Source organism: Halalkalibacter krulwichiae (genome assembly GCF_002109385.1).
In the GTDB taxonomy this organism is placed as follows: Bacteria; Bacillota; Bacilli; order Bacillales; family Bacillaceae_D; genus Halalkalibacter; species Halalkalibacter krulwichiae.
On record NZ_CP020814.1, the window covers coordinates 3,158,406 to 3,171,357 of the forward strand.

The following is a 12,952-nucleotide window of genomic DNA, read 5'->3' on the forward strand; positions in this document are numbered from 1 at the left end:
TCCACTCTAAATATACAATGATAATTATGCCATTTAAAAGGAAGAATATGAATAATATCCTTTATTTTGTACAAATTACTAGTAATTACGTTACTACTGAAATATGTATTAGGGAGGTGATCTTATGAACGCGTTACAGTTTAATTTTAACATTCCAAAATACATTCTTACAAAGACCCTTGGACGTTGGGTCCCTTCTATTCATTGGAACCCACGATTTTCGTGTTTACACTGGGGAGAGACTGACGAACCCCGCCTACCTAATCAAGATTGGATAAAAATAAAAGTTAAATACGGCGGGATATGTGGTAGTGACATGAACCTACTTTTTCTTCATGACAGCCCTTCTACTTCTCCATACGTTTCTTTTCCTTTTACGATTGGCCATGAAGCTGTAGGAACTATCTCGGAGTTAGGAACAAAAGTAGAAAAGCTGTCAACCGGTCAACGTGTAGTGGTTAATCCTATTTTATCGTGTGAAAGCAGGGGGTTAGAACCTTGCCCTTCATGTCTCAGAGGGGATGAAAGCTTATGTGAACAAAAAACAAAAGGTGAAATAGACTCGGGTTTGTTGATTGGAGCGTGTCGTGATACAGGTGGAAGTTGGAGCCCTTACTTAGTTGCTCATAAAAGTCAGGTTCTTCCCTTACCCGATGAGGTCAATGATTTAAACGGAGTTCTTGTCGAACCATTTAGTTGTGCTCTACATGCAGTACTAAGAAACCCTCCGAAAGATGGCGATCGAATTCTTGTTATCGGAGCCGGTGTCATTGGACTATCGGTCGTTGCTGCCATTAAAGCTCTTGGTTATAACTGTCGTGTAGCTATTTTAGTCAAACATAAGTTCCAAGGAGATATGGCAAAAACGCTTGGAGCTGATGAGGTTATCTATTTAAATCGAGATTATGTAGAAGAAACCGCCAATCATTTTGGAGCAGAAACATTAAAGCCTGTCTTTGGACCTGAAGTTGTTCAAGGAGGAGCTAATATTGTTTATGAATGTGTCGGCAGAAAACAAAGTGTGACAGACGCTCTTCGTTTTGCTAAAAGTGGGGGAACTGTTGTCATATTAGGATTAGCAAGCATCATGAAAAAAATAGATTGGACAACAGTTTGGTTAAATGAATTAACAGTTAAAGGTTGTTTTGCCTATAGTACTAACGAATTTGAAGGAAGAAAAATCAATACTCTTCAAATTGCTATTGAATTAATGAAGAGAGGCAAAGTCGATCTTTCTCCTTTGATTACGCACCAGTATCCGCTAAACGAATATAAAGTAGCTTTTAATACAATTAAAAAAAGAAATCGCGAAAATGCCTTAAAAGTAATCTTCAACCATGATCAAACTACTATTGGAGGCTGACAATGAAAAATTTCACATTAAGCTCAAGTCCTTCTAGCTCATTTCTGCAATGGATGTCGCAAGGGTTAGTTTCTACTTTTTCAGCAAATGGATTTTCATACACGGACAATCACAATGATCCGTTACAACTCGTCTTTCATTTTGTAACCGAAGACGAGGTCAAACCTTTTCGTCGGAAAGCTCAGGCAACCTTTGTCGTTGGCATTTTAGAAAGCAAAGGGAAACCCTATGATCTATTTACAGACATATATCCATTTCTAGTTCGTTCCTTAGCTAATCACTTTATGTATATCAATCATCAACATGGAAAAACAGATGTGCATTTCTTGACACCTGAGCAAGGTTGTTATTCTATTTCCTACCATGAAGGTGATGATGAGCAAACCTTTCTCAACAAGATTTATAAACGTCTAGAACCATTAACTTGTTCTCGTCTCGTTATTGATAACCATTTTATCGAGGACTTACCTTCATCACTTTGGCAAGGTGATGAGATTACAAATGAGTTAAGTAAATCCGGAAAGAAATTAGATGATTTGGACTTATTACCAGCACCGTTTCCTCTTGATAAGTATTTAAATGATCGTGATATGCGTCATTTAAAGAAACTTTATGGTCTTGGTGGATTAAGCTACGGAAATCTCAGCGCTCGATCGGACAAAGATCATTTTTGGATGAGCGCAAGTGGAATCGATAAAGCAAACATGAAAGAAATCGGTCGAGATATTCTCTACATTAAAGGATATAACGATCATGATAATTTTATAGAAGTAAGCATTCCTCCAAATGTCACACCTAAAAGAGCCTCAGTTGATGCTATTGAACATTGGATGATCTACAAGGAACATCCGGACGTCGGAGCGATTGTTCATATCCATGCTTGGATGGATGGAATTACTGCAACAGAAATCAATTATCCTTGCGGAACGATTGAACTGGCCGAGACAGTTGCAAAATTAATTCGAGAATCTAATAATCCTTCCGAGACCATTATTGGATTAAAAAATCACGGTTTAACGATAACCGGCCCTTCACTTGAAAACATCTTTAATCGAATTGAAGGGAAAATACAACGCCAAGTACCAATGTCTTAATAAATGAAGGGTGGCTCACTTAGCCACCCTTCATTTATTATAAAATTTGCTGATTAGCTAACTCTAATTTTTTAATAACATATGCAATGTGTTTAGCTGCATCAGGTTTTTTTAACTTTCTTGCATGATTTACTAACTGATTATAATGCTTTTCATCATATAACATTCTTTCAAGTAATATAGGAATATCTTCAATAATCTCAGCCTTAACAGCTGTTCCAAAGTCTATCAAAAATTTTGCATTATCCTCTTCATGTCCTGGTACGGGTTCATAAATTAAGATAGGTGTTTCACAAGCAAGAGCTTCTGCCATCGTTAGCCCTCCTGCTTTTGATAAAATAATGTCACTTGCTCTTAAATAATCGGTAAACCGGTCTGTATAAGAAATGACATGAACCCGATGTTTACTCGTGAAATTTTTAATTTTTTGTTCTAAATCCTTATTTGTACCCGTCATACAGAGCACTTGGACTTGATCTTCTAGATTTTCAATTTTCTCTAATACCTCAATATATTTCCCTAACCCAAGACCTCCCCCAGTAATTAGGACTGTTTTTTCATCTGGTTTTAGATGTAAATCATTTCGAATTTTCCACCTTGGTACACTGACATCGGGTATCGATTTTATCGGAATCCCAGTACAAAACAACTGACTAATAGGCACATTATAGTCATTCGCAAACTGATCTATATGTGGAGAAGCGGTAAAGTATCCATCAATCTCAGGCCTCACATAAGCAGGATGAAGATATAAGTCTGTAATGACTGTATAGAGAGGAATGGATAAATTCTTTCTTCTCTTTAACTTAGACAAAAAAGCCGTAACAAAGGGATGTGTTGAAATCATGACACTCGTTCGTTGATTCTTAATTATTCCATTTAATTTCTCACAGAAAAATGTTCCCAATTGATCCATTACTAAAAACCATGAATATTCTTCACTATATCTATAAAGCCTTCCCATAACCTAGGGGTCTTCTCAATCATTTTTAAATAGAGCTCTAAAAATGTCTTATGCAACAATGGGTGAATGGATTGAAATGTATCAATAATTTGTACACTTTCACCTTCTAGTTCTAACTGCTCCTTCAACGCTTTTGAAGCTTCATTGTGACCATTCCCGATTGATGCGGAAAAGATCGTAATCTGACTCATAAGCGAACCTCACTTTCTTCACAGTACACTCAATCGGTCCATTTAACGTAAACTTAGTTTTTGCTTTATCTAAAATTACATTCATTCAAATAGCCTGAAAAATTTGGTCTTCACAGTCCTATGTTTTTGCGTCACAATCTGATATGATTTGGATTATATGGAAATCGAAAAATGAAAAGTTTCTTTGAATTGGAAAGGATGAATGTTTAATGAAAACCGTTTTTTCAGGGATTCAACCTAGTGGAACACTTACACTGGGAAATTATCTAGGAGCAATGAAGCACTTTGTTGAGATGCAAAATGATTATCATTGTTATTTCTGTATTGTCGATCAACATGCAATTACAGTCCCTCAAGATCGTTTAAAATTACGAGAGAACATTCGAAGCTTAGCTGCTTTATATTTAGCTGTTGGAATTGATCATGAAAAAGCTACTTTGTTTATTCAATCTGAAGTACCTGCTCATGCACAACTCGGATGGCTGATGCAATGCGTTTCATACATAGGTGAATTAGAGCGAATGACGCAATTTAAAGATAAGTCTGATGGTAAGGAAGCTGTCTCCTCTGCCCTCCTTACTTATCCCCTCTCATGGCGGCGGATATTCTCTTATATAAAACAGATATTGTTCCTGTTGGCGAAGATCAAAAGCAACACTTGGAATTAACTCGTGACTTAGCTGAACGATTTAATAAGAAATATAATGACATCTTTACAATTCCAGAAGTAAAGATCCCAAAAGTCGGGGCAAGAATCATGTCATTAAATGATCCAACGAAAAAAATGAGTAAATCAAACCCTAATCCTAAAAGCTATATCTCAATGCTGGATGATGCATCAACAATTACAAAGAAAATTAAGAGCGCGGTGACCGATACAGAAGGAAGTATTCGATTTGATCGTGACGAGAAGCCCGCCGTTTCAAATTTGTTATCAATTTACTCTTTATGTTCGGGTAAATCGATAAACGAAATTGAAACAAGCTACGAAGGAAAAGGTTATGGAGAATTTAAAGCTGATTTAGCTGAGGTTGTTGTGAATACTCTTCAGCCTATTCAACAACGCTATTACGAATTAATTGAGTCTGATGAACTTGATGAAATTCTTGACCACGGGGCTGAAAAAGCGAATAAAGTCGCGTTTAAAATGATTAAGAAAGCAGAAAATGCAATGGGTCTCGGTCGAAAAAAGCGTAAATAACATCATTAGTAAAAGACCAATTTAAATAAAAAACAAGGACAGGCGTTAGACCTGTCCTTGTTTTTTTTATTAATAACCTGCGTTTTTTTTCATTACCTTTCCAACGAAAAATGAAAGGCCAAGAGTTCCTACTAATAATACAACTGTTAAAATTTGCATCACTGCATAAGCAAAGTTATCCATATTGTCCCCTCCTTATGATAGCACTTACTTCAACATTATAGGAGAGTTCACATTCGATGTAAATGGATGATTAAATAGATCTTGTCCTTTTTCAAATTGAAGAAAAGACGAATTCACAAACCGTTCATTATTTTACACTTGCACCTTGCTCAAGCTCCCACAACTTTTCAAAAAATGCTTGTCCTTTTACCATCGCTTCACAAAGTTGAAGATGCCTTTCCGACCAACCTTCAAGAACTTCTGCATATAGTTGTTCCCAAGCTTGATCTCTTTCAAGCATTTGAATTCGCATATAATCATTTGGACTCCACTCTGTATACCAATAGCGAACTTCTGCATCTGTACCTTGAGAATAAAGTTGATCTAAAGCCATATACAACAGTTGTTTTAATTGACGTTCTTTACGCGTTAGACCTCTTAACTCCTCTGGATGTGGAGACAAAATGTGATATTCTTTTTCATACTCCCCATGTAAGTCGAACATCTCAAGTTGGTTTTGCTTTACTTGTTCATACACCATTTGTTCTTGCCTTGGCGTGAGGCGACTTTTTCGAATAGGTGTTTTATAACCCATTGTATCCACTGCAATGATTTTTTCACCGTCAGTTGCAATAAAGCAATAATCTAATTGAATCCGTGACATGTTTTTACGTAAGTAACTTTCTTGGTGAACTTCAGCTAACAATTCATCAGGCAAATCTGAGAGGTTATTCTCAATATAATGAAAAAGTTTTGAACTAACCAAGACTAGTATTGCTTGGTCTAATACTTCAATTCTGTCATCACTTCTCCATTCATGAAAATCACATACATTATAGCCATTCTCCTCACCTTCAAACCAATTAACCCATACGTCCCTGATATGGACCATATAAGACCCCCTTACCGTAAAAATCCTTTTGTATTCCTCAGTATAGGCAAGGGACACCCAGTTTATTCCACAGACTCTCAATTCATTCCAATTTAACATTATTTTTTCTGTTTGGCCTTTCTTTTAGTCGGAAAAACTAAGGCACCTATGATCATCAAAATTCCAACTATAAAAACATAAAATTCAACACTTCTTAAAATGAAATGAACATACATTGAGAATTCATACCCTGCTGTTAATAAATTTAAATAGGCTAAAATGCTTATTCCCCTACTACAGCAAATATAAACCCACAAAACACAAAGAATAATCGAATCATGAGCTATCACGCCAAACCGTCCACCCCATATTATTCTCCTCCTTTTCATTAGATTTCTGACTTTTCAAGGATGATTTCAGCTGGAATTGAAATTAAATCTCTTCTATCTATCTTTCTTAAAGCCGTGTCGGCCATTTTATAGCCAACATAATACCCAAGCCATAAAGGTACTCCTCTTTGCTCATCACCATAAAGAAAGATGTGATGATTTGTTCTGCCCTTTATATATAAATTGGGTTTAATCAAGCGCTCATACAATTGACTTTCCCACACTTGGTCGTAACGAGTCGTCCATGGTGCACAATAATGTTGACCAACCTCTTCTTTAACTGCAATTTCAGCAAGCCCCTCCATCACCATTGACTCTAAAAGAATCATCGATGATTCTTTTTGCTTTGTTTGCTTTAATCGGCATACATGATGGTATTCATGAGTAATTAAAGCCTTTAGATCTTCTTCTTTTGTGTATGATCGTATAAATAACAAAATCGCATTCCCAATCGTTAATCCTGTCTTAGAACCTAATTCCTTTTCTAGAAAGGAGTTTTGGTCATTTAATGGCAATACATATATTTTCACGTCAGGACCAGCCCATTTATGTTTTAATTCCTCAAACTGGCGTTGTATGGTAGACCAAGGCATCTGTTGCGTCCATTTTTCATATTCCTTTTCAATTGCCTGTTCAGCACCAAATAACCCCATTTGTATTAAATAATGCTGAAGTCCAAACAAATCTTCCGTTAAGAAAATCTCACTTAATGGTTGGATTATGACATCACGTTGGCACTCTATTTTTTCATGTATAGAAGTTGCTTTTTTCCACTTAAACAAATATGCTTCTAGCCACTTATCCGTACGAACAACACCCATGTGATGATATCCCCCTTATTATTACTATATGAAGAGGCTGTCTAGAATGAACCAACTTCCGCCTTCTTTTTTTAAAATCGTTAAAACTAGGTACATAGCTATAGCTAACGGCATCAGCATTATAGATGTGAAATAACGTGACACCTATTCTTGATTTTTCAAGGCAGGTTGATCAATTTACCATCGTTTTTGTATGAATAGTAACTAGAGATGAACGAAATGATTGAAGCATGAATAGGATACATAAATATTAATAATAAGAGGTGGAAGTATGGACGGAGACTTCAGTCAAAAAATTCTGTTAGTTGTAACGGTTTTTTTAGTAATCAGTTTTATTACAACAAGATATGAAGATGTGGAATCTGATGCTCCTCAAAGTCCTTTACTATTATTTTAATTACAATACTATTTAGGGAGGGGTTTGGATGCGACGCAATGACCCACCTTATCATCACAATCCTTATCGATACCAGCCTCCGCCAATATATCCAGCACAACAATCGCAATACATGCAGCAACAACAAAATATACAACAACAACAAAATGCAGAACAGCCTCCAAGGAGGGCGATTGATCCTCAAGCTAAAATTACTCCCAACCAAATTGCTGTCATTACAGCACTTTTAACAAATGCCTTACGTGTTCAATCGATATTAATTGATAAAGATAAAACGATTCAGGTACTACTTGAAGGCTCGCTCCAAGTCCAAAAACAATCTGAATTAGATAAACTTGTCGATCAGGTTCGTGATGTACCAGTTGGTGATTTTATATCTTCTTTACTAAAAGATAAATAGGGATCATCTCAAATGGTCTGTTTGACCTTTTGAGATGATCCCTAAGCAATGAGCAGAATCCCTACAATTTTTATAGCTTCGCTAGAGTGTGTTTACTCAAGCCGGTGTTCTTATCAGCACTGATCCGGCTGTTGAGATAAACCTTGTCATGTATAATGAAACGTGATCTTTTTCCTTTCTTTATCCCATACTAAAGCCGCACGAAACGATTGACCCTCTTTTAAAAAGCCTGATAATACCTCAGTTTTGCCATCCTTTAAAAGTGCCTTTATATCTTTTTGTCTCATTTTCTTTCCTAATATTGTTTTCGAAATAGTAAAGCGGCAATTGCTCGCTTTATATTGGGAACAACCGTAGAATTGTCCATGGTCTATTATTGTTCCTCCACATTCTAAACACATCCCGACTATAGCAGGTTTTCGCTTGCCCTTTTTTGTTTTTCTTTGAAATCCAGAGAGATCATGACTTGAAAGATCCAACAACGTAATCTGTTGTTCTGCTTCACTGATTAAGTGATTAACTAGCTTCTTCGTCTGTTCAAGGAAATCTGTAGAAGACGCTTGTCCTTTTCCGATTTCTCTAAGTCGCTGTTCCCATTTTGCAGTCATCTCAGCTGAAGTTAATAAACTTTCTCCTAAAGCATCTATAAGTAAGCGCCCTTTTTCTGTTGGTGCAACTATATTTCGGCTAACTGTCATGTAGCCTCTAGTTTTTAGAACCGTGATAATCCCTGCTCTTGTTGCTTCAGTTCCTAATCCTTGTGATTCCATTAAAATCTTCTCTAATTCATGATCATTTATTTGTTTTCCAGCTGTTTTCATGACATTAATCAATTGACCTTCAGTAAAACGCTTTGGCGGCTGTGTCACAGATTCTTTAACTGTGATCTTTTGAACCATGCCTCTTTCGTCTTTTTCCACATTCGGCAAGTAGATTTCTTCTTTTCCACTCTTTTTATCCGTATAATAAACAATACGCCATCCCTGTTGTTTAATCATTTTCCCTTTTGATTGGAATGTTGCTCGGTTGTCACAAAGCGTTTCAATTTTTGTCGTCGATATAATAGCCTCATCTTCATGAGCTGCCAAGAGAGAGCGGACAACTAAATCATAAATATTTCGCTCTTCGGTAGTAAGACGATCCAATTGAGGGATTTGTTCCGTTGGAATAATCGCATAATGATCAGTAACTTTCCTGTCATTTACGTATCGTGTATTGCCAATTAGCGATTGTTTGGGAAGTGGAAAATACGGGGCATACTCTGTTTTATTTGAAAGCGCCTTAAGTATTTTAGGAAATGTACTTGCTTCTCCTTTTGTCACAAAGGCTGAATCCGTTCTTGGATAGGAAATATAACCTTTCACATAAAGCTTTTGTGCTAAGTCGAGTGTTTTTTTAGGCGAATATTTAAAGCGCTGATTTGCTACTGTTTGAAGACTTGAAAGTGTCGGCAAAAAAGGAGGTTGGTACCGTTTTTCTTCTATTTTCACGTCTGTAATTAATGCTTCTTTGCCTTCACAAAAAGCGGCTATCTTCTTCGCCATCTCCGCCGTTTGTATACGCGTTTGTCCGTCTTTATGCCATGTTCCTTGATACTTCTTTCCATTTATATTAAAAGTACTAATTACTTCCCAGAATGGTTCTGGTTTAAAAGCCTCAATTTCCCTTTCTCTTTTTACGATGAGTGCTAAAGTAGGAGTTTGTACACGGCCAGTTGAAAAGACATCGTTCACTCCCTTCCTTTGCAAATGCAAAGTATACGCTCTTGAGGCATTCATTCCGACTAACCAGTCTGCACAAGCTCTACTTATTGCTTCAAAGTATAACGGCCTTGTCTCTTCTTCAGAACGCAAAGATTTAAACCCTTCTTCCACAGCTGACTTCGTTAAAGAAGATAACCATAACCGTTTTAACGGCTTATTAACTTTGCATTGATTAAGTATTAAGCGTACAATTAATTCCCCTTCTCTTCCTGCATCTCCTGCCATGATAATTTCAGATACATTGCGGTCATTTACTAGCTTTTTTATAACGTTAAATTGTTTTTCTTTCCCCTTTGAAACTTTAAAGTCAAACTTTGTTGGAATGATAGGAAGCGTTTCTAATTTCCAAGTCTTCCACTTTTGATCATACATTTCTGGAGGAATTAATTCACACAAATGCCCAACAGCCCAAGTAATGTATGCACCTTGTGGAAACAGAGAAGTCGCTTTTATTTCGATATATCCAGTCTTTTTTATTGAGGAAAATGGGGCTGCCAATTTCACTGCTTGATCTGGCTTCTCTGCTATAATTACTTTCATCGCGCTCGTTCCTCTCTTATATTTTTATCTATTATAACGTATTCGACTATCAGTTAGTGAAAATTACTACTTATCAATAAATAAGTAATACTATACAATAGAGATAAATTCTTTCCCAATAAAAGGAGAAAACGATGACTACATTAAATAAGTCCGTGCCTTTATCAGCGTATACACCCTTTACTCGTGCTGAGTGGGCTAAATTATCGAAAACGTCAACGGCTATTTTGTCACCTTCGGAATTAGCACAAGTAGGTAGTATCAACGAGACGATTTCTGCCGAAGAAGTCTCTGACATATATTTACCACTATCTCAACTACTGTTTATGCATATGACCAAATCAGTACAATTACATAAAAGTGTCAATAGCTTTCTACAAAAGGAAACGAAAAAAGTTCCATTTGTTATTGGCGTAGCAGGAAGTGTGTCAGTCGGAAAAAGCACAACAGCTAGACTTATCCAGGCACTTTGTTCACAATGGCCAAATTCACCGAAAGTCGATTTAGTCACTACGGATGGATTTCTTTATCCCAATTCTGTACTTGAAGAAAGAGGACTAATGAAACGCAAAGGCTTCCCAGAAAGCTATGATATTGAACGTTTAATACGCTTTTTGTACGAATTAAAATCTGGTTCCGCTTACATGGAAGTCCCTATGTATTCTCATTTAACCTATGATATTTTGCAAAATGAAGTTCAACATATTATCGAACCAGATGTCGTGATCGTAGAAGGTATCAATGTTTTACAAGTTAATAAGAAAAACCGTAAAATCCCCCATGTGTTCGTTTCAGATTTCTTTGACTTCTCTATTTTTGTTGATGCAGAAGAAGATGACATACTGACATGGTATATTGAACGATTTAAATTACTACAAAAGACTGCTTTTCAACAACCAGAGTCGTTCTTTCATCGTTATCGTCATTTATCAGATTCCGAAGCACATGATTTTGCAAGAGATATTTGGACAACAATAAACGGAATCAATCTCGAAAAAAACATCCGCCCAACACGCCACAGAGCAGACCTAATTCTAAAAAAAGGAAAACACCACAAAGTCGAAGAAGTCCATTTAAAAAAAATGTAAAAGAACCAACAGAAAAAGAGTGCCTTTCTCTTTTTCTGTTGGTTCTTTGCAATGCGCGGAGCCGCTGCCTTCTTTTAAGCTCACCTTGAGTGGGGTTCTCAAGGTAAGCGCGCAGCGTGCGGAGCCATTGCCTTCCTCGATTTACTTCCTAGAAAAGAGTGCCTTTCTCTTTTTCTGTTGGTTCTTTGCAATGCGCGGAGCCGCTACCTTCTTTTAAGCTCACCTTGAGTGGGGTTCTCAAGGTAAGCGCGCAGCGTGCGGAGCCATTGCCTTCCTCGATTTACTTCCTAGAAAAGGGTGCCTTTCCCTTTTTCTGTTGGTTCTGTAATCGTTTTGTTCTATTCGTTACAAAACTGTAAAAAAGCATAGTCAGACTTACGCCGCCATAAGGTTTGACTTCTATGATAATTGATTGGAAAAAGTTGGACCGGTTTCACCCTCGGTTTTTATGATAGTTTAGTAGAGTCATATTATCCGAGGAGGCGTTATTCATGAAAAAACTTTTAATAACTTTATGTGCAACTGCATCATTGCTAATGATAGGTGCTACCGAAACAAATGCACAATCAAAAACTCATACAGTTGTATCTGGTGATACTTTTTATAAACTTGGTCAGCAATATGGTGTATCTGCCAAGGCAATTCAACAAGCTAATAGCAAATCATCTTCAACTATTTTCGTTGGAGAAAAACTAGTCATTCCAGCTTCAATCTCTGCAGCTGAAAAAGATTTACTAGCTCGTCTTGTTCGTGCAGAAGCTGAAGGTGAACCATATGCTGGTAAAGTAGCTGTTGCTACAGTGGTACTAAACAGAGTGGATCATTCAGATTTTCCTAATTCCATTACAAGAGTCATCAATGAAGTGTCAAATGGTTACTATGCCTTCTCTCCAGTTCAAAACGGTCGCATTAATCGCGCAGCAGATGCTGAATCAATTCGTGCGGTAGAAGAAGCGCTAGCATTTCATGGAAAAGGGGCTGGTTCCGTATTCTTTTATAATCCAACAATCGCAACAAACCATTGGAATGCTACAAGAACAGAAACTGTTCGAATCGGTAACCATGTATTCGCTAAATAAAATAATGAGCTCTTAATCCTTAAACAAAGGCAGAATCCGCTTAGACATGCTAAGCGGATTTTTTTGTCTATGAACATAGAGCGAATAACTAGAATGGAGATGGTGCCGGCATCAAAATTACGAATTACTTTACTATTTTCACCATATGTTCTTCATCAAGGTACACTTGATCAAGCTTTAGCGCTCGTTTTTCATAGCCATACGTTTTAAACCCAAGTGATTCATATAGCTGTTTGGCTTTTTGGTTATTGGCAGCAACAACCAACTGAATCTGTTCTACTCCTTCGTTTTTAGCTGATTCCATAGCATATTGTAATAATGCTTTTGCCATACCTTTTCCTCTTTCTTCTTTTTTAATAAACACACTGCCAATACTCGCTTTATGCTTCATCTTTTTTAATTTTGACCGAGTTAGACTAACGATCCCAACAAGTTCTCCCCCATGATTAAACAACCCATAGAAACACGAACCAGACAATAATTGGTCTTCAAAAAACGCTATCGGCTTGTCTGCTTCCTCTTCAAAACTTGCCGCAAAAGCTTTTGGTACTTGTTCAAGCGCCTGTAGTCTAATCGTGCGAAATGACTCCACATGTTCACTCTCGAGCTTTTTTACATCCATAACAATT

Annotated in this window: 12 protein-coding genes and 2 pseudogenes; 7 read left to right on the forward strand and 7 right to left on the reverse strand. The window is 36.9% G+C overall.

Going from position 1 to position 12,952, the window contains the following annotated elements; genetic code table 11:
• Nucleotides 1-124 precede the first annotated feature (124 nt).
• Together BkAM31D_RS15980 and BkAM31D_RS15985 are read left to right on the forward strand one after the other, a co-directional pair.
• Nucleotides 125-1,363: a zinc-dependent alcohol dehydrogenase gene (locus BkAM31D_RS15980; protein ID WP_066152800.1), complete on the forward strand. Its 1,239-nt coding sequence runs from the start codon at nucleotides 125-127 to the stop codon at nucleotides 1,361-1,363.
• Between the two features lie 2 nt (nucleotides 1,364-1,365).
• A complete protein-coding gene (locus BkAM31D_RS15985) occupies nucleotides 1,366-2,457 on the forward strand; it encodes a class II aldolase/adducin family protein (RefSeq protein ID WP_066152803.1) in 1,092 nt (363 codons plus the stop codon).
• 37 nt (nucleotides 2,458-2,494) lie between these two features.
• On the opposite strand, the gene BkAM31D_RS15990 is transcribed toward BkAM31D_RS15985, so the two are convergent.
• Together BkAM31D_RS15990 and BkAM31D_RS24885 are read right to left on the reverse strand one after the other, a co-directional pair.
• Nucleotides 2,495-3,121, reverse strand: a complete 627-nt coding sequence (locus BkAM31D_RS15990) for a glycosyltransferase (RefSeq protein ID WP_371807207.1) — start codon at nucleotides 3,119-3,121, stop codon at nucleotides 2,495-2,497.
• Nucleotides 3,122-3,142: 21 nt separating this feature from the next.
• Nucleotides 3,143-3,612: pseudogene (locus tag BkAM31D_RS24885) on the reverse strand (MGDG synthase family glycosyltransferase); the annotation flags it as partial.
• A gap of 209 nt (nucleotides 3,613-3,821) precedes the next feature.
• Between BkAM31D_RS24885 and trpS the strand changes: the two are divergent.
• A pseudogene (trpS, locus tag BkAM31D_RS16000) lies at nucleotides 3,822-4,813 on the forward strand (tryptophan--tRNA ligase).
• A 310-nt stretch (nucleotides 4,814-5,123) separates the two neighbouring features.
• Here the strand turns inward: trpS and BkAM31D_RS16005 are convergent.
• The 3 genes from BkAM31D_RS16005 to BkAM31D_RS16015 form a co-directional block, all read right to left on the reverse strand.
• Nucleotides 5,124-5,867 (reverse strand): YjbA family protein, encoded by a 744-nt coding sequence (locus tag BkAM31D_RS16005; RefSeq protein ID WP_066152813.1) that lies wholly within the window; start codon nucleotides 5,865-5,867, stop codon nucleotides 5,124-5,126.
• A gap of 98 nt (nucleotides 5,868-5,965) precedes the next feature.
• The gene (locus BkAM31D_RS24975) at nucleotides 5,966-6,235 is read right to left on the reverse strand and encodes a YuzI family membrane protein (protein WP_503487635.1); all 270 of its coding nucleotides are present in this window, start codon (nucleotides 6,233-6,235) and stop codon (nucleotides 5,966-5,968) included.
• On the reverse strand, nucleotides 6,235-7,056 hold the full coding sequence (locus BkAM31D_RS16015) for a DUF2268 domain-containing putative Zn-dependent protease (RefSeq protein WP_066152818.1): 822 nt from the start codon (nucleotides 7,054-7,056) through the stop codon (nucleotides 6,235-6,237). The genes BkAM31D_RS24975 and BkAM31D_RS16015 overlap by 1 nt, the downstream gene beginning before the upstream one ends.
• Before the next feature lie 271 nt (nucleotides 7,057-7,327).
• Between BkAM31D_RS16015 and BkAM31D_RS24475 the strand changes: the two genes are divergently transcribed.
• Entirely contained in the window at nucleotides 7,328-7,453 is a 126-nt protein-coding gene (locus BkAM31D_RS24475) for a hypothetical protein (RefSeq protein WP_257391582.1), read from the forward strand.
• Between the two features lie 28 nt (nucleotides 7,454-7,481).
• Nucleotides 7,482-7,853: a hypothetical protein gene (locus tag BkAM31D_RS16020; RefSeq protein WP_066152820.1), complete on the forward strand. Its 372-nt coding sequence runs from the start codon at nucleotides 7,482-7,484 to the stop codon at nucleotides 7,851-7,853.
• Between the two features lie 146 nt (nucleotides 7,854-7,999).
• Here the strand turns inward: BkAM31D_RS16020 and BkAM31D_RS16025 are convergent, their stop codons facing one another.
• Nucleotides 8,000-10,156, reverse strand: a complete 2,157-nt coding sequence (locus BkAM31D_RS16025) for a DNA topoisomerase III (RefSeq protein WP_066152823.1) — start codon at nucleotides 10,154-10,156, stop codon at nucleotides 8,000-8,002.
• 134 nt (nucleotides 10,157-10,290) lie between these two features.
• Between BkAM31D_RS16025 and coaA the strand changes: the two genes are divergently transcribed.
• Together coaA and BkAM31D_RS16035 are read left to right on the forward strand one after the other, a co-directional pair.
• Nucleotides 10,291-11,244, forward strand: a complete 954-nt coding sequence (gene coaA, locus BkAM31D_RS16030; protein ID WP_066152826.1) for a type I pantothenate kinase — start codon at nucleotides 10,291-10,293, stop codon at nucleotides 11,242-11,244.
• Nucleotides 11,245-11,735: 491 nt separating this feature from the next.
• Complete coding sequence (locus BkAM31D_RS16035; protein ID WP_066152829.1) at nucleotides 11,736-12,323, forward strand: cell wall hydrolase; 588 nt, start codon at nucleotides 11,736-11,738, stop codon at nucleotides 12,321-12,323.
• Between the two features lie 124 nt (nucleotides 12,324-12,447).
• On the opposite strand, the gene BkAM31D_RS16040 is transcribed toward BkAM31D_RS16035, so the two are convergent.
• Nucleotides 12,448-12,945, reverse strand: coding sequence for a GNAT family N-acetyltransferase (locus BkAM31D_RS16040; RefSeq protein ID WP_066152832.1), 498 nt, complete (start codon nucleotides 12,943-12,945; stop codon nucleotides 12,448-12,450).
• Nucleotides 12,946-12,952 lie beyond the last annotated feature (7 nt).

What these genes read in the sequence shown, in the direction of transcription:
- BkAM31D_RS15980 (WP_066152800.1), top strand. Translation starts at nt 125, where the DNA reads ATGAACGCGTTACAGTTTAATTTTAACATTCCAAAATACATTCTTACA.
- BkAM31D_RS15985 (WP_066152803.1), top strand. Translation starts at nt 1,366, where the DNA reads ATGAAAAATTTCACATTAAGCTCAAGTCCTTCTAGCTCATTTCTGCAA.
- BkAM31D_RS16005 (WP_066152813.1), bottom strand. Translation starts at nt 5,867, where the DNA reads ATGGTCCATATCAGGGACGTATGGGTTAATTGGTTTGAAGGTGAGGAG.
- BkAM31D_RS24975 (WP_503487635.1), bottom strand. Translation starts at nt 6,235, where the DNA reads ATGAAAAGGAGGAGAATAATATGGGGTGGACGGTTTGGCGTGATAGCT.
- BkAM31D_RS16015 (WP_066152818.1), bottom strand. Translation starts at nt 7,056, where the DNA reads ATGGGTGTTGTTCGTACGGATAAGTGGCTAGAAGCATATTTGTTTAAG.
- BkAM31D_RS24475 (WP_257391582.1), top strand. Translation starts at nt 7,328, where the DNA reads ATGGACGGAGACTTCAGTCAAAAAATTCTGTTAGTTGTAACGGTTTTT.
- BkAM31D_RS16020 (WP_066152820.1), top strand. Translation starts at nt 7,482, where the DNA reads ATGCGACGCAATGACCCACCTTATCATCACAATCCTTATCGATACCAG.
- BkAM31D_RS16025 (WP_066152823.1), bottom strand. Translation starts at nt 10,156, where the DNA reads ATGAAAGTAATTATAGCAGAGAAGCCAGATCAAGCAGTGAAATTGGCA.
- coaA (WP_066152826.1), top strand. Translation starts at nt 10,291, where the DNA reads ATGACTACATTAAATAAGTCCGTGCCTTTATCAGCGTATACACCCTTT.
- BkAM31D_RS16035 (WP_066152829.1), top strand. Translation starts at nt 11,736, where the DNA reads ATGAAAAAACTTTTAATAACTTTATGTGCAACTGCATCATTGCTAATG.
- BkAM31D_RS16040 (WP_066152832.1), bottom strand. Translation starts at nt 12,945, where the DNA reads ATGGATGTAAAAAAGCTCGAGAGTGAACATGTGGAGTCATTTCGCACG.